The following is a 21,328-nucleotide window of genomic DNA, read 5'->3' as shown; positions in this document are numbered from 1 at the left end:
ATCAGCCCCGGCTCGATGCCAGCGTCCGGTACGGCGTGAGACTGTCCGGCAGCTCCGCAAAGCCCAGCCCCGGGGCGTCCGCAATGGTGAAGAGCCCATCCGTGCACATGCCGGCGGGAAAGAAGGCGTCGCGCAGCGGGTTGGCGTTGATGTCGACTTCGAGCAGGCCGTCGCCGCCCGCCGCTGCGAGCAGGTGGCCCGAGGCCATCAGCCCGATGCCGCCGCCGAGGAAATGCGGGCAGTAGGTGCGGCCGCCGGCGAGGATGGCGCGACCGATCCGGTAGCATCCGGTGACGCCGCCCCATTTTGCCACGTCCGGCTGAATGAAGGTGAAGACGCCCGAGCCGATGGCGGCATCGAAAGCGTCGAACCCGGTGATGTTCTCGCCGCCGGCCAGCGGAATGCGGCTGGCGCTCGCCAGGTCCGCCCAGTGGCTCGCCGGCAAATCGGCGCGGATCGGTTCCTCGAGCCAGCCGAGGCCGAGTTCGGCGGCGGCTTCGACGAATGCGAAGGCCTGGTCGAGATCCCAGGCCTGGTTGGCGTCGGTGAAGATGCGTTCGCCGTCGCGCCGGTCGGCGCAAAGGGCGGCGAGCTGGGCAAGGTCGGTCTCTGCGTCGAAGCCGATCTTGACCTTCTTGAAACGGTATCCCTGCGCGCGGACCCTGGGAACCACATCGGCGGCCGCGGCCATATGGATGCCGCTGGCATAGGCCGGCACCGCACCCGACGCATCCGGATTGAGATGGCGGGCCAGCGACACGCCCTCGCGGCGGGCGAAGAGGTCGTGCAGGGCGGTGTCGAGGCCGGCGATGACCTGCGCGAACGGTCCCCATTCGCCGCATTGCAGCGCGCGGATATGGGTCTTCTCCACCAGATGCCGGAACAGGTCGGACGCGGCCTCGGCGCGAAAACCCAGCACCAGGTCGGCGATATCCTCCATCAGCAACCGTGCCCGGTGCTCGGCGCCTGCGGCGGGCCAGTTGGCGAAGATCTCGCCCCAGCCGAAGGCGCCGTCGGAATCCGTGAGCCGAACGAACACCGCCGGACGGTTGGTCATGGCGCCGAACGACGTCATCACCGGTGTCGAGATCGGCACCCGGTAGGCCGAGACCTCGATGCGGGCGAGGGTGGAATGGGTCACCAGAAGACCTCCTTTGCGAGCAGCACGGTGCCGGACACGAACATCAGCGCGATGATCAGCCGGCGGAACTGGTCGTCCGTGAGCCGCTTGAACGTGACGATGCCGATCTGGGCGAAGACCAGCGTCACCGGCAACGTCACGGCGATCAGCGTCAGCGTGTGAAGGCCGTAGACGCCCTTGACGGCGAAACCGATCGCCGTCAGCGCCAGCACGATGACGTTGAAGGGCTGCAGCACGGCGCGGATCTCGGCCTTCTGCCAGGGCCGCATCGAGCACCACATGGTGGGCAGCGCACCCGAAAGCGACGCCGCGCCGCCCAGCACGCCGCCGAGAAAGCCGACGATGCCGTCCGCCACCGGCGTCGGCCGTTCGAAGCGGGGCAGGGCGCTGCGCAGCGAGAAGAAGCCGCCATAGAGGATCATCATCGTGGCGATCACCAGCTTGATGACCAGCGGCGGAAAGACCGAAAGCGCGGCGATGCCGGCCGGAATGCCGACCACCGCCGGCACCAGGAAGCGGGCCAGCCGGCGCGGATTGTCGAGCATGGACCGCCGCACCACCCAGACGCCCTGCAGACCGCTGACCACCGACATCAGCGCCACCAGCGACACCGCTTCCAGCGCCGGCAGGATCTGCAGCCAGAAGCCGAGCGCGAACAGGGCCGTGCCGAAGCCCGCAAGGCCGTTGACGAAGCCGCCGAGCGCGGCGCCGGCGGCGAGGATGGCAATGAATTCAATGGTCACCTGGGATCATGCCTTCAGTTTTCTGGCCGGGAAGGCGCCGAGCGCGACGGCTTCGAGAAGCTTGCCGTGGATCTCCTCGATCACCCGCGACTTGGTGGTGTCGGCGCGGCTGGCGAGGCCCAGATGGCGCACCGGGCCATTGGGCAGGTCCAGCCGCTTGAGCGGCAGCGGATTGGCGCTCTGGAAGCAGCGGCGCGGGGCGATGGAAACGCCGAGATTGCACAACACCATGGTTGAGATCGCCTCCAGCCCTTCGAGTTCCATGCTTTCGCGCACGTCGATCTTGTGATCCTGCAGCCAGGTTTCGATCAGGTGCCCGACCACCGCGTCGCGCGTGAAGCGGATGAACGGGTTGGACCGGAGCAGGTGTACCGGGTCGTCGCTCTCGGTTTCCTGCGAGGCGAGCAGCTGCAGCGGTTCGACCGCGATGTCGAGCCAGTTGAGGTCGCGCGGCATGACCCTGGGCTTGGAAATCACCGCGGCGTCGAGGTGCCCGCGCTCGACCTGGTGCAGCAAGTCGTTGGTCAGTCCCGGCTGAACCGCCACGTGCAGGTCGGGAAACGCGCCCTTCAACAGCGAGATGGCCATCGGGGCCAGTCCCGACAGCATTGTCGGCACCGCGCCGAGCATCAGCTCGCCCTTGAGCCCGTCGTCGCCGAGAACCGAGGGCACCAGATTGTCGTAGTCGCGCACGACCTCGCGGGCCTTTTCGACGAGCGTGCGGCCGATGGGGGTGAGTTCGGGCGTGCGTTTCGAACGGTCGAAGATGGCGATGTTCCATTCTTCTTCCAGGGCTTTCATCTGCTGGCTGACAGCCGCGTGGGTGATGAACACGGCATCGGCCGCCGCGCTGAACGTGCCGTGTTCAGCAACCGCCAGCAGTGTCTTGAGCAACCTGATCGACATCCGTAGTCCCGCGGTTAGTGTAAGTAAAAATTACACAACTTGTAACCATTTGTGGCTTTTTACAAATGTGGCTTACCAATATGATTTTCGCAATGGCTTACTTGTTGGGGCGGAGGAAAAAAGTGTCCGGACAATTGGGGGGTCATTCAACCGGGAGGAAAAAATGTCTTTCAAGAAAATTGCTGCGGCGTGTGCACTCACGCTCGGAATGACGGCGACGGGGGCTCTGGCCGAATATCCGGAACGCCCGATCAACATGATCATCCCCTATGGCGCGGGCGGCGCCACCGACATCTCCGCACGTGCCATCGCCGAGGCGTTGACCGCGGCGGCCGGCACGCCGATGGTGATGTCCAACGTCACCGGCGCAGGCGGCGCCACCGGCTCGGTGGCTGTGCAGAACGCCAAGGGCGACGGCTACACCATGCTGTTTGCCCGCGTCGGCTCGCACACCGTCAATCCGGCGATGAAGGCGACGCTGCCCTACACGCTCGACGATTTCCGCTTTGTCACGGTCTATGAGATCAATCCGGTGGTCTGTGCGGTAACGCCGGCCTCGGGCATCAATTCGATGGACGACCTGATCGCCAAGGCCAAGGACGGCGGCGTATCCTATTCCTCTTCCGGCGTGGGCTCGCTGTTGCAGCTGGCCGCCGTCATGGTGCTGCGGGAATTCGGCATCGAGGATCCGCTCAAGGCCACCGTTCACATCCCGCAGAAGGGGGGCGGCGAGGCGGCGACGGCCGTGCTCAACGGCACCGTGACCTTCATCTGCACGAACTCGTCGGCCTTGGCCGGGTTCGTCTCCAATGGCCAGCTCAAACCGCTGCTGGTCACCACGCCCGATCGCCTCGAGGGCTTCGACGCCCCGACGGCGGCCGAACTCGGCAAGCCGGCGCTGGAGCAGCTCGTCGGCTGGACCGGCATTGCCGGCCCGGCTTCGCTGCCCGATGACATCGCCGCCAAATGGGGCGAGTGGATGGCCACGGCCGTCAAGGACGAAAAGTTCCTGGCGGTGATGGACAAGGCCGGGTCCGTCATCAATCTCATGAGCCCCGACGAAGCCAAGGCCTTCATCGAGGGCCAGTACCAAACCTTCCGCAAGCTGGTCGATGATCTCGGCATGCGCATTGAAGGCTAGTCCGGTCGACGGCCGCGATTGAAGCCAGATGCGAATGCAGAATGCGCCGGTTCGGGTGTCCTTCCGGCGCATTCCCCTGAGCGGAGGAGATTTAGGTGCACGATCGGACAATCCAACTTCAACTGGGCATCGGAGCGATCATCGCGGCGGCTTTCCTGCTGCTGGTCGCCATCCCCACCTGGGTCTCGTCTCCCAGCAATGTCCCCAACATCATCCTGTCCCCGCTGTTCTGGCCCTGGGTGCTTGCCGGCCTGACCGCGATCACCGGGCTGGCCATGGTTCTGACCTCGATCCGTGAGCCCCGGCCCGCCGAACCGGCGATATCCGAGATCGACGACAAGCCGAGGGCCTGGGGCCGGCTCGCAAGCATCGCCGCCGTCATGGTGGTGGCGATGGTGCTGATGCCCCGCATCGGCATGGTCTGGACCGCAATGCTGGTCTTCGTCGCCACGGCCTACCTCGTCCGCACCAGTCACCCGAAGACCGCGCTCGTCAGCGCGGTGGTGATCCCTCTGGTGCTCTATGCATTCTTTGCTCATGTGGCCGGCGTTGCGATCCCGCAAGGCGATTTCGTGAGGCTGCCATGAGCTTTCTCGACAGTCTGATGCTCGGCCTGTCGATGGTCGCCAACATCGAGAGTTTCCTGGCTCTCGGCATTGGCGTGGCCGTCGGCGTGATCGCTGGTGCGATCCCCGGCATGTCCGCCACCATGGCCGTGGCCCTGACGCTGCCCTTCACCTTTGCGCTGCAGCCGATCACCGGCATCCTGCTGCTGCTCGGCGTCTACAAGGGCGGCATTTTCGGAGGCTCCATCCCCGCCATCCTGATCAAGACCCCGGGCACGCCGGCATCGTCCGCCACGGTGCTCGACGGCTATCCGTTGGCCGAGAAGGGCCAGGCCGGCAAGGCGCTGGGGATGGCGCTGTGGGCCTCCTGCACCGCCGACCTCATCTCCAATCTGGCGCTGATCCTGTTTGCCGGCTTCCTGGCCTCCTTCGCGCTCAATTTCGGTCCGCCGGAATTCTTCACCCTGATGTTGTTCTCGCTGACCATCATCGCCGGCGTCTCGGGTGAAAGCCTGCTGCGCGGCGCGCTGTCGGCGATGCTCGGCCTGTTGCTCGCCACCGTTGGCCTCGACCTCATCTACGGCACCAACCGCTTCACCTTCGGCGATGCCAACCTGATGGGCGGGCTCAATTTCATCGCCGTGCTGATCGGGCTCTTCGCCATCCCCGAGATCATTGCCATGGTCTGGAACCCCAAGGCATTCGATGGCCAGAAGCGGGCGATGGGCAAGAGCTGGGTCGAATTTTCGGAATACCGGCGCTGCTTCAAGTCGATCGTCCGCGGCAGCTTCATCGGCGTCATCCTCGGCGCCATCCCCGGCATCGGCGCGGCCCCATCCGCCTTCCTGTCCTATTCGGAAGCACGACGGACATCGCCCAACAAGGCGAATTTCGGCAAGGGCGAACTCGAAGGCGTCGCCGCCGCGGAGGCCGGCAACAACGGCGTCGCCGGCGCGACCCTGATCCCGCTGCTGGCGCTGGGCATCCCGGGCGACGTCATCACCGCCATCATCATCGGCGCCTTCATGATCCACGGCCTGCAGCCCGGCCCGATGATGTTCGTCATCAATGCCGACATCATCTATGCCCTGTTCATCGGCCTGATCGTCAGTTCGGTGTTCCTGTTCTTCGTCGGCTCGGTGGCGATCCACGGCTTCAAATATGTTGCGGATATCCCGCGCGGCGTCCTGTTTCCCTCGGTGCTGGTGCTCTGCATCTTCGGCGTGTTTGCGGTCAACAATTCGATCTTCGACGTGGGCGTGATGTTCGCCATGGGCTGGGTCGGATATTTCATGCTGCGCTACAGGATACCCGCGGCGCCGTTCCTGATCGCCTTCATTCTCGGGCCGCTGCTCGAGGACAATTTCCGCCAGGCCATGCTGATGTCCGGCAGTTCGCCGGCAATCCTGTTCCGCGGACCGATCACCTGGTTCTTCTGGACGCTGACCGCGATCACGGTGTTTGCCATCATTCGCGCCGGCATCAGGGCCACGCGACAGCACAGGGCGCTGCGGACTGCGAACCAGGCCTAGATCCGTGTCCGCCGGGCATGACCCGGCGGGCTGGTCCAAACCCCATGAGATGAAACAGGCCGGAGCCGACAGGGCGGGCCGGAGAAGGATGTAATGTGATGCGCGGTGCCGATCTTCTGGTGCGGACCCTGGCAAATGCCGGGGTGACGAAAATCTTCTCGCTGTCGGGCAACCAGATCATGCCGGTCTACGATGCCTGCCTCGATGCCCGGATCGAGATCATCCACACCCGGCACGAGGGCGCGGCCGTGTTCATGGCCGACGCCTGGGCGCAGCTGACCGGCGAGATCGGGGTGGCGCTGGTGACGGCGGCGCCCGGGGCGGCCAATGCCGTCGGCCCGCTGTTTTCGGCACGGCAGTCCGAAAGCCCGGTGCTGCTCTTGACCGGGGATTCGCCGCGCGGCCAGGATGGCAAGGGGGCGTTCCAGGAATTCGACCAGGTGCCGATGACGGCGCCGCTCACCAAACTCTCGACGCGCGCCGAGACCGCGGACACGCTGGGCGAGACGATCGCCCGCGCCATCCGCACGGCGCTCTCGGGCAGGCCGGGTCCTGTGCATGTGGCGCTGCCCTTCGACGTCGTCGAGGCGGATGCCAGCGGTGTAACTGTGCCGGCCGCAGCCGCGATGGAGCGCGATCACCACACCCTGAGCGAGGCAGACCTGCGTTCCGTCGTGGCCATGGTGGCGGGCGCGGAACGGCCGCTTGTGCTGTGCGGCCCGGCGATGAACGCCACCCGCCAGGGGACGGTGCTGACCGCGCTCACGGATGCGCTCGATGCACCGGTGCTCGCCATGGAAAGTCCGCGCGGCCTGAAAGACCCTTCGTTGGGCGATGTCGCCCACGCGTTGCGGCAGGCCGATCTTGTGCTCTCGCTCGGCAAGCCGGTCAATTTCACGCTTGGCTTTGGCGCGGCGTCCGTCACCGGCGCCGGTTGCCGCTGGATCGTCATCGACAGTGAAGCCGCCGAACGCGAGCGTGCCGCACTCAATCTGGGCGATCGGCTGTCGCTTGGCATCGATGCCAACCCGCTCGATGCCGCAGGCGACTTGATCGATGCCGGGCAGGGGAAGGGCGCACGCAAGGGCTGGCGCGATGAGATGACTAGGCTCGTTTCCGCCCGCGCCTATGACGCCTCTGCCCCGGGCGCCGGCGGCAAGATCTCGTCGGCGCAGCTGGTGGCGGCGGTGCAACGCCAAATCGAGGCTGCAGGCGAATCCGTGCTGGTTTGCGATGGCGGCGAATTCGGCCAATGGGCGCAGGCCGGCAGCCGTGCCGCCGAGCGCCTCATCAACGGCCCGTCCGGCGCGATCGGCGGTGGATTGTGCTACGCGCTCGCGGCCCGCGCCGCACGGCCCGAAGCCTGCGTGTTCGCGCTGATGGGGGATGGCACCGTCGGCTTCCATTTCGCCGAATTCGAGACCGCAGCGCGCGAGAACCTGCCTTTCGTGGCGATCATCGGCAATGACGCCTGCTGGAACGCGGAACACCAGATCCAGCTGCGCGAATACGGCAAGGACCGATTGATCGGCTGCCAGCTGAGCCAGGCCCGCTACGACCAGGCGGTCGAGGCTCTGGGAGGTCACGGCGAATATGTCACCGATCTTGCCGAGCTCGATGCCGCGTTGAGCCGGGCGGTGAAGTCGGGCAAGGTGGCGTGCGTCAATGTTGTCATCGACGGTCAGCCGGCGCCCAGCGGCTCCGCGCACTGAATGCGGATGCTCTTGGCCTTGGCGTGGACAGCCATGGCCGCTCCCCGTCATCGGGTTGATCCGGTGCCCCTTTCGCCCCCTGCTGCGCGCAAGGCGTTGTGACGCTGCGGCACAGAGCCAGATCCCGCTGCCTCTTGGCTGTCCGGTGCTCACCTTCGATCGGTCGGGCCGGCCAGGCGTGGTCGCGCGCAGGCCGCGCTTTCAAGGGCAGGAACCATCTTTCGCCGGCGGGCAGGCAGGCCGTCAGCCGCCATAGGCTTGCAACTGGCTTGCAAGACCGAGAACCGGCACAAAGCGCGCGAACAGCTCCGCCTGGGACGAGATATGGCATTTCTTGTAAAGCTGCTTGCGGAAGACTTTGACGGTCTGGGCGCTGATCCCCATGTGCAAGGCGATCGACGGCGAAGAGTGCCCTCGCAGGATCAGCAGCGCGACTTCCGCCTGACGGCGGCTCAGATGCACGTCGAGATGGTCCTCGGCCACGGTCATCAGCAGTTCGATCAGCGAATGCTCGTCGACGTCGGCGCGCGAACGCGGCACGGCACTGGCGACATGCAACTCCAGCAGCGTCCGGATCACCGGCTCATGGGCCTTGAGCGCGCTCTCGTCATGGGCGGAAAAGGCCTCGCCCGAAGTTCCGTCCTTGCCCATGCTCACGGTGACGGTCAGTTCGGCGCCGACAGTCAGGATCACGGAGATTTCGTCACTGATGCCGATCCGCCCGTAATACCATTCGTAGTACCGGCTGCGCTTGAACTTGTCGGGCGCGATGTCGAGCAGCCGGTAGATCCCCGACGCGCCGCGTTCGAGATGGTAGTGATACACCGGATCGAGCACATAGGCGCCGGTGAGGTAGTCGCTCTCGATGAAGCGGAACACGTCGGGTCCGGCAGTCCGGCGATATTCAACTGCGGGCACCCGTGAGCCATCGAAGACAATCACCACGACGTTGTCATACGCCATGCAACTGCGAAGATACGCGCAGAAGGCGGGGTAGAACTCCGCGCTTCCGACCGACCTTATGGCCTGCGCCAGCGATGCGGCATCGAAGTTGGTCGTCACGGAATACCCCCTTGGGGTTATACCCCTCGAATAGCGGATTGATATTCTAGACGCCAGTTTAGGGTGGTACGTGGCTTCGGATCAAGCGATCCGCCAATCCGGCGAAACCGCAAAGGGCCTTCTGGAGAGCGCAATGCATCGACAGGTCAATCACAGCGCAATGAGCGTGGTCGGCTACACCACGCCCTGGGCCGTGGCTGCCGGGCACCCGGTGGATCTGCATCTGTCTTGCGCGACCGCGCCGCAATCGATCCGCGTCCGCCGCCTCGACACGCCCGGCCGGGAGATCCTCGACTGGCCTGTCGAGCAACTTGAGCCGGCGGCGCATCGGATGTTTGGCCAGGGATCCTGTCTGCGCATCCCCCATGGCGAATTCGCCAAGACCGACGGCGTGACCGGCGTCGGGTTCGAACTGTTCCTCAGCATCAATGACGGCACGCGAATGCTGCTTGACGGTGGTGCTCTGGCGCTGGCGCTCTCCGGATCGCGGCTGTCGCTGATGTGCGACGGCGTCTCGAAAGACACCGGCATCGATCTGCCGCAGCGGACCTGGCTCGATGTGGCGCTGAGCGTCTCTGCGCGGTCCGCATCGGTCTCGATCCGCTCGCGCGACAGCCTTGCCCCGTTCGAGGCGTGCGCGGAGATCGAATGCGGCGTGTCCCCGCTTGGCGAACACGATCTCCTCATGGGATCCGACGCGGGCTTCGCGCGTCCCTGCCTCAATGGCAAGATCTCCGGCCTTTGGATCGAAACGCCGCGCGGGACGGTCCGCTGGCGGTTTCCCACGCTTCTGCCCGACGGCCCGATCGCCTCGAAGGAGGGGCCCTCGACCCTGCATGTCGAGGCGCTGAACCTGCCGACCTTCTGCGTCACCTCCCCGCGCTGGGACGGCTCGACCTTCGACCCGCGCGTTGCCCCCGAGCAGTATGACGCGGTTTATCTCCATGACGACGACATGGGCGCCCTCGACTGGCCCGCTTCCTGCCGCGTGCGGACGCCCGCCGAGGCCGAATCCGGAATCTATGCCTTCGAGGTCGATTGTAGCGAGGGGGTGGAACAGACCGTTTTCTTCGTCTCGGCCGACCGGCCGCGCGCGCCGCTGGTCTTCGTCGTTCCCACCGCGACCTATCTCGCCTATGCGGATGAATATCTGCCGCCGCATCTCTATCCATGGATGTGCGAGGACCGCGGCCACCGGCTGGCCGTCGACAACGATTTCAAATCGCTCTACGACTTCCACCGTGACCTCAGCGGCGTGTCGATCTGCTCCTATCGGAAGGCCAAGGCCACCCTGCGGGAGGACTATCGCTATCCGCTGGGCGACTGTCCGCACAATCTTCCGGTCGACCTGCATTTCCTTCGGTTCTGTCGTACCCACGGGATCTCCATCGACGTGATCACCGACCATGACCTGCACAACCGCGGGCTTGCGGCGCTGACGCCCTATCGCGCCGTCGTGACCGGCAGCCATCCGGAATACATGTCGGTCGAGATGGAGGGGGCCTACCGCGCCTTCGCCGCCGCCGGTGGCTCGATCGCCTATATGGGCGGCAACGGCTTTGCCGGAACCGTGGCGTTCCGCGACGACCTGATGGAGTTGCGCCGCTCGCCGCTCGAAGCCGGGCGCACATGGGACGGACCGGTCGGCGAACAGGCCTTCGCGATCACCAACGAACCGGGCGGCCACCTGCGCTCGCGCGGGCGCGGCGAATTCAGCCTCATGGGGGTCGGGATCTCGCTGATGGGCTTCGAGCAGGGCCGGCCCTTCACCCGGACCGAGGCCAGCCGCGACGAAGACTGCGCCTGGCTGTTCGACGGCGTGGAAAACGACACCTTCGGGTCCGACGGGATCGTTCTGGGGGCAGCTGCCGGCTACGAGGTCGATGCCCTCGACCACCGGCTCGGTTCCTCCGCCGACATCAAGGTCGTGGCCCGGGCGACCGGGTTTCCCGACAGTTTCTTCCACGATCCGTCGCGCTGGTATGCGGGCGGCGAGGCCGAAATGGCCGGCCGGCGCTGCGCAGAAATGACGATCCGCAATCTCGCCGCCGGCGGCCTGCTTTTCTCGGCAAGTTCGGTCGCCTGGCTTGGCGCGCTTCCCGGCGGGACCGGGATGAACGATGTCGGGCGGATCACCCTCAACCTTCTCGACCGGATTGCCAAAACTGTCCGGCAGGATCCCAAGACCCGTCCATCAGCAACCATAAGACAATGAGGATAACAGCATGCTAAAACGTCTCACTCTGGCGGCGGTGATCGCCGCGTCGTCGCTCGGCGCGGCCCAGGCCGACACCGTCAAGCTCGGCTTGCAGCCATGGCTGGGCTACGGCCCGCTCTGGGTCGCCGAGGAAAAGGGGTTCTTCAAGGATCACAATGTCGATGTCGCCCTGACCACCTTCAACTGGGATCAGGACATGACCGCGGCTCTGGCCAGCGGCAATCTCGACGTGATCGCCAGCGCCACCAACGGAATGGTGACCAACTTCAACCAGGGCGTCGACCAGAAGGGCTTTCTGATCATGGACCTGTCCTTCGAAGCCGACGGCATCATCGCCGGCGAAGGCATCGCCTCGATCCCCGATCTGAAGGGCAAGAAGGTTGCCTTCGAATCCGGCGCGACCAGCGACCTGCTGATCAACTACGCGCTGAAGCAAAACGGCATGACCATCGCCGACATCGAGCATGTCCCGATGGGCGCTTCGGAAGCCGGGCTTGCGCTGATCGCCGGCCGTGTCGACGCCGCCGTTACCTACGAGCCCTATATCTCGACCACGCTTTCGCAGGGAGAAGGCCACACGGTGATCTACACCGCAGCGGAAAAGCCGGGCCTGATCGGTGACATGCTGACCGCGTCGTCGGAATGGATCAAGGCCAACCCCGAGGACGTCAAGGGCCTGATCCTCGCCTGGGACGACGCCATCAACTTCATCCGCGCCAATCCCGAGGAAGGCAAGGCCATGATCGCCAAGGCGGTCGGAAGCCCGATGGAAGAGTTCGAGCCGGCCTTCGAGGGCGTGCGGCTTTACAATGTCGCCGAGAATGTCGAAGCCCTGAAGGGCGAATTCCAGGCGTCGCTGCAGACCGTAGGTGAAATCCTGCAGGCCACCAACCCGGACAACATCAAGACGGTCCCGGCAGCCGAGGACCTTCTGATGATGGATCCGCTCAACGCCGTGGCGGCCCAGAAGTAATCGGAAGGCCGGCGATCGTTTGCGGTCGCCGGCCCTCCTTGCCACCCGAGGGAGCCCCCCGTGTCCACTGCTCAATCCCATAAACCTGGCCGCAAGAAATCCAGAAGCCTGTTCCAGCTTCGGCAGGACATTCCCGACCGCGTCTTCTTCGCCGCCGGCTTCGTGATTCCGGTCGTCCTGCTGCTGATGTGGTGGCTGGTGACGTCACTGGGTCTGGTCAAACCCCTGTTCCTGCCCGGTCCGTTGAGCGTCGTCGGCGAGGGCTGGCGGCAACTGACGGAGGGCATCCTGTTCGAGGATGCGTCGGTCAGCGTCTACCGCATCGTCGTGGGCTGGGCGGTCGCGACCGTGGTTGCCGTTCCCGTCGGCATCCTGATGGGCAATTACCGGATCGTCGAAGGCCTGTTCGAGCCGCTGATCTCGACCGCGCGCTACATGCCGGTGGTGGCGCTGATCCCGTTGTCGATCCTGTGGGCCGGCATCGGCGACGGCCAGAAGATCCTGATCCTGTTTCTGGGCACCTTCTTTCAGCAGACCCTGATGATCATGGACAATGTCAAGAACATCGACATCAACCTGATCAGGGCCGGCCAGACGCTCGGCTTCACCAACAACGAGATCCTCAGGCGGATCATCCTGCCCGCGGCACTGCCCGGCATCTGGGACACGTTCCGGATCACCATCGGCTGGACCTGGACCTATCTCGTGGTGGCCGAACTGGTGGCCGCCAATTCCGGCCTGGGCCGGAGGATCATGGACGCCCAGCGCTATCTCTCCACCGACACGATCCTGTTCGGAACGCTGTTCATAGGCCTGCTCGGCCTGTTGACGGACTATCTGTTCAAGCGCGCCGGCAAATCGCTTTTCAAATGGAGCAGCCAGACCCGATGATGACGTCAGCGAAAACGGCAGCCCCGACCATCTCCGTCGACGGCGTCGGCCGGAACTTCACCGTGTCGGGCCAGACCCTCGTCGCGATCGAAAAGATCGACCTCGACATTCAGCAAAACGAGTTCGTCTCCATCGTCGGCACGTCGGGTTGCGGAAAGTCCACCCTTCTCAACATGATCGGTGGCCTCGACGAACCGACTTCTGGCGAGATCCGCATCGAAGGCAAGCCGGTCGACGGCCCCGGGCGTGACCGCGGCTTCGTGTTTCAGACCTACTCCCTGTTCGAATGGATGACGGTCGAGAAAAACATCCGCTTCGCGCTGGAAAAGAGCAGCTTCGCGCGCGCCGAAAAGGACGAGCTGGTGGCGCACTTCATTCAGGCCGTCGGTCTGTCGGGCTTCGAGAAGGCCTATCCGAAGCAGTTGTCCGGCGGCATGAAGCAGCGCGTCGCGATCGCCCGGGCGCTGGTCTACAAGCCGTCGATCCTGTTGATGGACGAGCCCTTCGGTGCGCTCGACGCCCAGACCCGCGGCATGATGCAGGAACTGCTCTTGAAGATCTGGGAGGACCACAAGGTCACCGTGGTGTTCATCACCCATGATGTCGACGAGGCGATCTTCCTCGCCGACCGGGTGATCGTGCTGGCCAGCCGTCCCGGCCGGATCAAGAAGGACATGCGCATCGAGCTCGATCGGCCGCGCTCCTACGAGGTTCTGACCGATCCGAAATTCGCCGCCTACAAGCGCGAAGTCCTCACCGACATTCGCGAGGAAACGCTCAAGGCGCTGAGCGCAGGGCAGGGCTGAGCCGCACTCTCGCCTGCCCGCGACACGAACCGTTCAACGAAAAGACCAAGACAATGACATCTTCCATCAGGATTCACGACCTGGGTACCCTGTCCGAGGCGCAACGCCTCGCCCTGCTAGAGCGGACCGAAAGCGACCTGTCGCATTTTCTCGCGCGCGTTCCCGCCATCATCGAAGCCGTCCGGACCGAGGGTGACGAGGCGCTGGCCCGGTTCGCCCGCGACTACGATCACGCGCCCGTCTCCGCCGACGAGATCGCGGCCACGGAAGCCGATTTCGACGCCGCCTTCGCGAGCCTCGACCCGGAAATGATCGAGACCCTGCGCTACGCCGCCGACAACATTCGCCGCTATCACCAGGCGCAGATGCCGGGCGAGATGTGGATGAAGGAGATCCGGCCCGGCGTGCTGGTCGGCGAACGCTTCACGCCGATCGACAGCGTGGCGCTCTATTCCCCGCGCGGCAAGGGTTCCTTTCCCTCGGTCACCCTGATGACGGCGATTCCGGCCGTGGTCGCCGGCGTCGGCGACGTGATTGTGCTTACGCCCCCCGGCCCGGACGGCAAGGTCGATCCCGCGACGCTGGTCGCGGCCCGGCTGTCGGGCGTGGAACGGGTGTTCAAGGCGGGCGGCGCACAGGCGGTGGCCGCCGCTGCCTACGGCACGGCCACCATCCCCCGCTGCCTGAAGATCGAAGGCCCCGGCAGCCCCTGGTTCATGGCCGCCAAGCAGGTGCTGGCCGGACGCATCGCTTCGCGCCTGCCCGCCGGCCCGAGCGAAAGCCTGATCTTCGTCGATGAAACCAGCGATCCGCGCATCGCCGCGCTCGATCTCCTGGTGGAATCCGAGCACGGTGCGGACAGTTCGGTGTTCCTGGTCACCTGCTCGCGCAGCTTTGCCGAGGCGGTCTGTGCCGCCGTGCCGGAGTTCCGGGCGCACATGTCGCCGCGTCGGGTCGAGTTCTCGCAAGCCGTGCTCGGTGGAGACAAGGGCGGCATCATTCTCGCCGGCTCCCTCAAGGAGGCCTACCGCTTCATCAACGATTATGCGCCCGAGCACCTGCAGATCCTGTCCAAGACGCCGTTCGCGCATCTCAGCCACATTCGCAATGCCTCTGAAATCCTGCTGGGCGAGGAGACCGCTGCGGCCATCGCCAATTACATGATGGGCCCCAATTGCGTGCTGCCCACGTCGGGGGCTGCCAAGGTGCATTCGCCGCTGGGCGTGCATGACTTTCTCAAGAGCGCGTCGGTGGGGCACATGACGGCAAAGGGATATGCGGAAATGGCGCCGCATACGCACCGCTTCGCGACCTATGAGGGGTTTGACGCCCACGCCAATTCCGTATCGGACCTGCGCCGGAACTAGCTTTCTTCGTCGCAGGCCCCGAAGACCCGGCCGCGCGCCCGGCGCGCGGCTCCTCCACGGCAGCCGCGCCCGGCCGGTTCGCCTTCGAGCCGATCCACCCTTTGCCGGGACCGGATACCCGGGCGGGCTTAGAGCTAGATCCGCCGGACCGACTCGCGCAGCACCAGCTCGGTCGGGATCTCGAATTTCTTGACTTCCGGCTTGCCGCCCTTTTGGTCGATCTGCTCCAGAAGCACGGCCGCGGCCATTCTCCCCAGCATATGTGCATCGTAGCGGATCGCGGTGATCGGCGGGGTGAGAATGCTCGCCGTCTCGGTATCATTGCTGCAGATCAGCGAGACGTCGCCGGGAAAGGTCTTGCCCATGTTCTGCAATCCTGAGACGACCCCCGGCAACAGCCGGACGCCGAGGCAGAGAATCGCGGTGGGCGGCTCCTTTTTGCCCATCAGCATCTGCACCTGTTGATAGCCGTATTCCGCATCGAAACTGTCGAGCCGCAGCAGGTCCGGGTCCGGATCCAGCTTCCCGGCGGCCATGGCGTCCTCGAGCGCCCGGAGCCGTTCACGCATCACCAGCGTGCCGCGCCCGCCGGTGATCATGGCGATCCGGCGATGCCCCATCTGCTTCAGGTGCTCGACCGCCTGCCGCGTGCCGCCATAGTGATCCGCGCTGATCGAGGTGGCTTCGTCGCCCAGTGCCCGTTCCAGCATGACGAAGGAGATGCCCGAACGGGCGATCGCGGAGCGGACTTCCGGGCAATCCTCGTCGGCGATCGTCAGGATCAGGCCGTCGGCGCGGCGCCGGCGAAACAGGTCGATCAGGTTCACCTCCCGCTCCATGCGGCCGTCCGAACTCGATGAGACCAGCAGATAGCCGCGCGGCCCGAACACGCCTTCCGCGCCCTTTGTCATGGTGGCGTAGAGCGGATTGCGGATGTCGGAGAAGATGAAGCCGATCATCCGCGAGGTGGATGCACGGATGTTCTGCGCGGCGATATTGGGCAGCCAGCCAAGGTCGTCGATCGCGGCCCGCACCCGGCGGGCCACGTCTTCGCCGACGCCGGGCACGTTGTTGATGACGCGGGAGACGGTGCCGGTGGAGACGCCGGCCTGGCGGGCCACGTCGTGAACCGTCAGCCGCTTCTTCCTGGCAATGGCCTTTTCGCCGGTACTCTTCTTCTCGTTCGCCATCGTCTTCCCCCGTCGCCCGGGCTGCCCCGGGCGCGTATCGGCGCGCTCGTCCTTCTCGTTCGTCCACGCCGGTCAGGCGCAGGCGGCAGGGTCAGACTGTATTGCCTTCGGCCCGGATCGAGCGAGCCCATTTTTCCAGCCACCAGCCATAGGGCTGCGGCCAGTGTCCGAAATCAGGATCATGGCCCAGCTCCTGCGCGGCGTGCAGCGTCCAGAACGGATCATAGAGGATGCGGCGGCCGATAGCGACAAGGTCGGCCTTGCCTTCCGCCAGCACCGCCTCGGCCTGGGCGCCGGTATGGATCATGCCGACCGCCATGGTCGGAATCTCGGCCTCCCTGCGGATCCGGTCGGCAAAGGGAACCTGGTAGCCGGGCCCGCGCGCAAGGCTCGAATTGGTGGCGCCGCGGACCAGGTTTCCGCCTGACGAACAGTCGACCAGATCGAGACCGCGGGCCTTCAGTTCGCGCGCCAGGACCACGCTGTCCTCCATCGTCCAGCCGCCCTCGATCCAGTCGGTGCAGGACAGCCGGGCCAGAAGCGGCATGTCTTTGGGCATCAAAGCGCGCAGGTCCTCGGCGATTTCCAGCGGCAGGCGCATCCGGTTTTCAAGCGTGCCGCCATAACGATCGGTGCGGCGGTTGGCGAGCGGCGTGAGGAAGCTCTGCAGCAGATAGCCATGCGCCATGTGGATCTCGATCAGGTCGAAGCCGGCCTCGATCGCCCGGCGGGCGGTGTCGCTGAACTGGCGGCGCAGGCGGGCGATGTCCTCGAGGCTCATCTGGCGCGGCGTGGGCCAGCCTTCGGCGAAGGGAAAGTCGCTCGGCCCCTCCGGCTGCCAGAGTTCCTCGCCATTGGCGATATCCTCTTCGGTCAGCGGTCCGTTGCCCTGCCAGGCGCGCTGGGCGCTGGACTTGCGGCCGCCGTGGCTGATCTGGATCCCGGCGCGCGCGCCGTTCTGCTTGATGCCATCGACCAGCGTCTTCATCCCGGCCAGCTGGCCGTCATGCCAGAGCCCGAGGCAGCCATTGGTGATCCGGCCCTCGCGGTGGACGGCGGTCTGCTCGACCATCACCAGCGCGGCACCGCCCATCGCGATCTTGTGGTAATGCAGCCGGTGGAAATCGTTCACCTCGCCCTCGTCGGAGATGTACATGGCCATCGGCGACATCACGATCCGGTTCTTGAGGTCGAGGCCGCGCAGGGTGAAGGGCGTGAAGATTCTGGGGGTGGTGGACATCTGGAAAGAGCCTTTCGGTATTTTTAGCGCGGCAGATTGCGCATCGAGGGATGGCACCTGAAATACTGGTCGGGGACGCGCATCGTGCCCTCGAGGGTCTGGCAGGCGTGCCAGGCCCAGCGGGGGTTGAACAGCATGCCGCGGCCGATGGCAATCAGGTCGGCCTCGCCGCGCACCAGCACCTCATTGGCGAGCTTCGGATCGGACAGCATGCCCACGGCGATGGTGGCGATACCGGCCTCGCGCCGGACTTGCGCCGACAGCGGCACCTGATAGCCGGGCCCGACGGAGATCTTCTGATCGGGGGAGGAGCCACCGCTCGAGAGCGCGACATAATCGCAGCCTTCCGCCTTGAGCGCGCGGGCGAAGACGACCGAATCCTCCACCGTCCAGCCACCCTCGACCCAGTCGGTGCCCGAAATCCGGACGCCGAGGACGCGATCCTGCGGCCAGGCGGCGCGCAGGCGCCGGAAGATTTCCAGCGGGTAGCGCATCCGCCCCTCGAGGCCGCCGCCCCAGGCGTCGTTGCGGGTGTTGCTCAACGGCGAGAGGAAGCTGTTCAGGAAATAGCCGTGGGCGCAATGCAGCTCGATCAGGTCGAAGCCCGCCTGTTCGGCGCGACGCAGCGCATCGACATAGGCCTTCGCGATCGTCTCCAGCTCTTCTTCGCCGGGCATGATCGGCGTGACGCGGCCGGGATAGGGGTAGTCGCTTGCGCCCCAGATATCCCATCCGCCGCCGCCCGGCAGCAGCGCGTCCCCGCCCTGCCAGGGCGGGGCAACGGATGCCTTGCGCCCGGCATGGGCCAGTTGGATGCCCATCTTCGCGCCATTTGGACGATGGGCGAAATCGACGATGCGTTTGAGCCCTTCGACATGGGTGTCGTCCCAGATGCCGAGGCATCGTGGCGAGACGCGGCCCTCGGGCAGCACGGCGGTCGCCTCAAGAATGACGAGCGCGGCGCCCGAGACGGCGAGATTGCCATAATGCATTAGATGCCAGTCGGTGGCCTTGCCGTCGTCTTCCGACGAATATTGGGCCATGGGCGAGACCACGATCCGGTTCGGCAGTTCCAGCGCGCCCAGGGTCAATGGGTCGAATAGCCGGTCTGTCATGGTGTCTCCTTCCTGGTGCCGGCGTGCCGCGGCCATGCCTCCAGTCGCCCTCAGAGGGCCGCCTTGAACAGCGCGACGAAATCGCGCTCGGAGGTCAGCCGCGGGTTCCACTTGTTGTAGCCCGCGCCGATGCAGAGCTTGGCGAGTTCCGGGATGTCGTCTTCCTTCAGTCCGATCTCGGAAAGATGGTTGGGAATGCCAAGGTCGCTGCACAGGTCGGTGATCGCCGTGACTGCCGCCTCGGCCGATTCCATCAGACTGAGCTTCTCGATGTTGCAGCCCATGGCCTGGGCCACGTCGCGATAGAGTTCCGGATTGGAAATCATGTTGAAGCGTGCCACGACCGGCAGGCAGAGCGCGTTGGAGAGCCCGTGCGAGATGTGATAGCGCGCGCCGATGAACCGCGCCATGCAATGGACATTGCCGAGGCCGGTCTGGCCAAAGGCCATGCCCGCGAGCGCCGAGCCGCAAAGCATCTGCAGCGCCGCATCGGCATTGGCGGGGTTCGCCACATGCTGGCGGATATTGCCCGAGATCAGCCGGATGGCATGGAGCGTGACCGCGCTGCTGAACGGGTTGGTGTTCCGCGAGATGTAGGATTCGAATGCATGCACGAAGGCGTCGAGCCCCGAATGGCAGGCGACATGCGGCGGCAGGCTTTGCAGTGCCTGCGGATCGAGCAGCGCCACGCGTGCAGGGTTCAGGCGGGCATGGCGGATCGACATCTTCACGCCGCGTGCGGTGTCGGTGATCACGCAGGAGCCCGACACTTCCGACCCGGTTCCGGCGGTGGTCGGCATCGCCACCAGCGGAAGCGGGTCCGTCGAGAATTTCTCGATGCCCTCGTAGTCGTGGATCCGCCCGCCATTGGTGCTGACGATCGCCACCGCCTTGGCCACGTCGATGGTGGAGCCGCCGCCGATGGCAAGGATCAGCTCCGCCCCGAGGGCCGTGCTCAGGGCGAGCGCATCGGCAACCGACTGGTCGCCCGGATCGGGCTCGATCGCGCTGAAGTTCTCGCATTCGATGCCCTTGCCGGACAGCATCTCCCGGATTTCCATGACATAGCCTGCCTGGGCCACGGCGGGATCGACAACGAGAAGGACCTTCTTGGCGGAGAATTCGGCCAGCAGGTCGGGGATCTGGCGATAGCAGCCATTGCCGAGAATGACCTTGGTCGGACAGAAATAGGAAGAGGTGGAAAGCAGCATCTTGGGTCTGGTTCTTTCTGGGCGCCATGGGGCGCCGCGGCCCGCTCGCCTGGTCACGGACAAGCGGCGGGCTGGTGGGATTACGGGTTGAGGACGATCAGGCGTTCGATCGACATCTCCGCGGCGGCATAGGAGGGGCCCTCCTTGCCGAAGCCGCTTTCCTTCACGCCGCCGAACGGCATCACGTCGGCTCGCGCAGACGAGGTCTCGTTGATCTGTACGGTTCCGAAACGCAGCCGCTTCATGGCGGCCATCGCGCGCTGCATGTTGGAGGTGAAGACCCCGGCGGCGAGGCCGTAGGGGGTGTCGTTGGCGCCGTCGATGGCCTCGTCGAAATCCGAGAAGCGGCGCAGCACGATCAGCGGCGCAAAGGCCTCGTTGCACCAGGCCTGTTCGGTCTCTGGCATGTCGCTCAGGATCGCGGGCTCGATCACGCTGCCGGTGCGGGTGCCGCCGCAATGCAGCTTCGCACCGGCCGCGACGGCAGACTGGATCCAGGCTTCGCCGCGCTTGGCAGCCTCGAGGCTAATCAACGGGCCGACCTTCGTGGCGGGGTCGCGCGGATCGCCGGCAACGAGGGTCCCGGCGACCTTGACGAGCCCTTCGAGCACCTGGTCGTGCACCGACTCCTGAACATAGAGCCGTTGCACGGAGGTGCAGACCTGGCCGGCCTTGCGCAGGCCAGCATTGGCGATCTTGGGAATGGCGACCGCCAGGTCGGCATCGTCACAGACGATGGTCGAGGCGATCGAGCCGAGCTCCATCTGGGTGCGGCGCAGCCCCGCATGGGACTGGATGATGCGCCCGACCCTGGTGCTGCCGGTGAAGGTGTAGAAGGCGACCGTCTGGTTCTTGAGCAGGGTCTCGCCAAGAGCCCCGGGGCCCTGGACGATGTGCAGGAACCCGGCCGGCATGCCGGCCTCGACCAGCAGTTCGCCCATGATATTGGCGGTGACCGGGGTCAGCGACGAGGGCTTGAGCACGGTCGGGTTGCCGGCCGCGAAGCTCGGGCCGACCTTGTGCAGCACGGTGTTGAGCGGCGAGTTGAAGGGCGTGATCGCGCAGACCACCCCGATCGGGTCACGCAGGGTGAAGCCGATCCGGTTTTCGGAGCCCGGATGCGCGCCGAAGGGAACCACGTGGCCGGCGAAGTGCTTGGCCGTCTCCGCCGACAGCTCCAGCGTCAGCTTGGCGCGGGAGACCTCGGTGCCGGCATCGACGGTGGTGAAGCCCGCCTCGCTCACCATCGCCTCGACCAACCGGTCGCGATATTCCTCGATCAGCCGGGCTGCGGCATAGAGCACCTCGGCGCGGGCATGCGGCGGCGGCGGCCCGGCGTCGAGCGCTTTGGCGGCCAGTGCCACGGCGCGGTCGGCCAGCTCCGGATCTGCCTGGCAGACACGGGCAAAGGCTTCGCCGGAGAACTTGTCCAGCACGGGGAAGCTCTCGGAGGTTTCGATCCATTCGCCGTTGATCAGAAGGGGATACGGGCGGTTCGCGTCGGGCATTGTGTT

General features: G+C 65.5%; 18 protein-coding genes. 9 read left to right on the top strand and 9 right to left on the bottom strand.

Annotated features, from left to right (window positions below):
* Position 1: 1 nt before the first annotated feature.
* From AWJ14_RS17860 to AWJ14_RS17850, 3 genes are read right to left on the bottom strand one after another with little or no spacing between them, the layout of a single operon-like run.
* Complete coding sequence (locus tag AWJ14_RS17860) at positions 2 to 1,141, bottom strand: mandelate racemase/muconate lactonizing enzyme family protein (RefSeq protein WP_245304352.1); 1,140 nt, start codon at positions 1,139 to 1,141, stop codon at positions 2 to 4.
* Positions 1,138 to 1,884: a sulfite exporter TauE/SafE family protein gene (locus tag AWJ14_RS17855; protein ID WP_066182394.1), complete on the bottom strand. Its 747-nt coding sequence runs from the start codon at positions 1,882 to 1,884 to the stop codon at positions 1,138 to 1,140. Before AWJ14_RS17855 ends, AWJ14_RS17860 begins: the two co-directional genes overlap by 4 nt.
* A gap of 6 nt (positions 1,885 to 1,890) precedes the next feature.
* The gene (locus tag AWJ14_RS17850) at positions 1,891 to 2,790 is read right to left on the bottom strand and encodes a LysR substrate-binding domain-containing protein (RefSeq protein ID WP_066182391.1); all 900 of its coding nucleotides are present in this window, start codon (positions 2,788 to 2,790) and stop codon (positions 1,891 to 1,893) included.
* A 163-nt stretch (positions 2,791 to 2,953) separates the two neighbouring features.
* On the opposite strand from AWJ14_RS17850, the gene AWJ14_RS17845 reads away from it, so the two are divergent.
* The 4 genes from AWJ14_RS17845 to AWJ14_RS17830 all read left to right on the top strand — a co-directional run bounded on the left by AWJ14_RS17845 (position 2,954) and on the right by AWJ14_RS17830 (position 7,741).
* Positions 2,954 to 3,931, top strand: a complete 978-nt coding sequence (locus AWJ14_RS17845; protein ID WP_066182388.1) for a Bug family tripartite tricarboxylate transporter substrate binding protein — start codon at positions 2,954 to 2,956, stop codon at positions 3,929 to 3,931.
* 95 nt (positions 3,932 to 4,026) lie between these two features.
* Complete coding sequence (locus AWJ14_RS17840) at positions 4,027 to 4,518, top strand: tripartite tricarboxylate transporter TctB family protein (protein WP_066182385.1); 492 nt, start codon at positions 4,027 to 4,029, stop codon at positions 4,516 to 4,518.
* Positions 4,515 to 6,029 carry a tripartite tricarboxylate transporter permease gene (locus tag AWJ14_RS17835; RefSeq protein WP_066182382.1) on the top strand — a complete coding sequence of 505 codons (1,515 nt, stop codon included), beginning with the start codon at positions 4,515 to 4,517 and terminating at the stop codon, positions 6,027 to 6,029. Before AWJ14_RS17840 ends, AWJ14_RS17835 begins: the two co-directional genes overlap by 4 nt.
* 98 nt (positions 6,030 to 6,127) lie before the next feature.
* Positions 6,128 to 7,741, top strand: coding sequence for a thiamine pyrophosphate-binding protein (locus tag AWJ14_RS17830; RefSeq protein WP_066182379.1), 1,614 nt, complete (start codon positions 6,128 to 6,130; stop codon positions 7,739 to 7,741).
* 243 nt (positions 7,742 to 7,984) lie between these two features.
* On the opposite strand, the gene AWJ14_RS17825 is transcribed toward AWJ14_RS17830, so the two are convergent.
* Positions 7,985 to 8,803 carry a helix-turn-helix transcriptional regulator gene (locus AWJ14_RS17825; RefSeq protein ID WP_245304351.1) on the bottom strand — a complete coding sequence of 273 codons (819 nt, stop codon included), beginning with the start codon at positions 8,801 to 8,803 and terminating at the stop codon, positions 7,985 to 7,987.
* A 133-nt stretch (positions 8,804 to 8,936) separates the two neighbouring features.
* Between AWJ14_RS17825 and AWJ14_RS17820 the strand changes: the two genes are divergently transcribed.
* The 5 genes from AWJ14_RS17820 to hisD are packed head-to-tail and all read left to right on the top strand — an operon-like array spanning position 8,937 to position 15,058.
* The gene (locus AWJ14_RS17820; RefSeq protein ID WP_066182373.1) at positions 8,937 to 11,018 is read left to right on the top strand and encodes a N,N-dimethylformamidase beta subunit family domain-containing protein; all 2,082 of its coding nucleotides are present in this window, start codon (positions 8,937 to 8,939) and stop codon (positions 11,016 to 11,018) included.
* Between the two features lie 10 nt (positions 11,019 to 11,028).
* Positions 11,029 to 11,994: an ABC transporter substrate-binding protein gene (locus tag AWJ14_RS17815; protein ID WP_066182370.1), complete on the top strand. Its 966-nt coding sequence runs from the start codon at positions 11,029 to 11,031 to the stop codon at positions 11,992 to 11,994.
* Positions 11,995 to 12,054: 60 nt separating this feature from the next.
* Entirely contained in the window at positions 12,055 to 12,885 is an 831-nt protein-coding gene (locus tag AWJ14_RS17810; protein ID WP_245304349.1) for an ABC transporter permease, read from the top strand.
* Positions 12,885 to 13,691, top strand: a complete 807-nt coding sequence (locus AWJ14_RS17805) for an ABC transporter ATP-binding protein (protein ID WP_066182760.1) — start codon at positions 12,885 to 12,887, stop codon at positions 13,689 to 13,691. The genes AWJ14_RS17810 and AWJ14_RS17805 overlap by 1 nt, the downstream gene beginning before the upstream one ends.
* 53 nt (positions 13,692 to 13,744) lie before the next feature.
* Positions 13,745 to 15,058, top strand: a complete 1,314-nt coding sequence (hisD, locus tag AWJ14_RS17800; protein ID WP_066182367.1) for a histidinol dehydrogenase — start codon at positions 13,745 to 13,747, stop codon at positions 15,056 to 15,058.
* 134 nt (positions 15,059 to 15,192) lie between these two features.
* Here hisD and AWJ14_RS17795 read toward each other — a convergent pair whose 3' ends face one another.
* The 5 genes from AWJ14_RS17795 to AWJ14_RS17775 form a co-directional block, all read right to left on the bottom strand.
* Positions 15,193 to 16,248: a LacI family DNA-binding transcriptional regulator gene (locus AWJ14_RS17795; RefSeq protein WP_066182364.1), complete on the bottom strand. Its 1,056-nt coding sequence runs from the start codon at positions 16,246 to 16,248 to the stop codon at positions 15,193 to 15,195.
* 91 nt (positions 16,249 to 16,339) lie between these two features.
* Positions 16,340 to 17,488, bottom strand: a complete 1,149-nt coding sequence (locus AWJ14_RS17790) for an NADH:flavin oxidoreductase/NADH oxidase (protein ID WP_066182361.1) — start codon at positions 17,486 to 17,488, stop codon at positions 16,340 to 16,342.
* A gap of 23 nt (positions 17,489 to 17,511) precedes the next feature.
* Complete coding sequence (locus AWJ14_RS17785; protein ID WP_066182358.1) at positions 17,512 to 18,603, bottom strand: NADH:flavin oxidoreductase/NADH oxidase; 1,092 nt, start codon at positions 18,601 to 18,603, stop codon at positions 17,512 to 17,514.
* Between the two features lie 50 nt (positions 18,604 to 18,653).
* Positions 18,654 to 19,814: an iron-containing alcohol dehydrogenase gene (locus AWJ14_RS17780; RefSeq protein ID WP_066182355.1), complete on the bottom strand. Its 1,161-nt coding sequence runs from the start codon at positions 19,812 to 19,814 to the stop codon at positions 18,654 to 18,656.
* Positions 19,815 to 19,894: 80 nt separating this feature from the next.
* The gene (locus AWJ14_RS17775; protein WP_066182352.1) at positions 19,895 to 21,322 is read right to left on the bottom strand and encodes an aldehyde dehydrogenase family protein; all 1,428 of its coding nucleotides are present in this window, start codon (positions 21,320 to 21,322) and stop codon (positions 19,895 to 19,897) included.
* Positions 21,323 to 21,328: the final 6 nt, after the last annotated feature.

Source organism: Parahoeflea olei, from assembly GCF_001703635.1.
In the GTDB taxonomy this organism is placed as follows: domain Bacteria; phylum Pseudomonadota; class Alphaproteobacteria; order Rhizobiales; family Rhizobiaceae; genus Hoeflea; species Hoeflea olei.
This window is presented reverse-complemented; position numbering and strand designations above follow the sequence as displayed.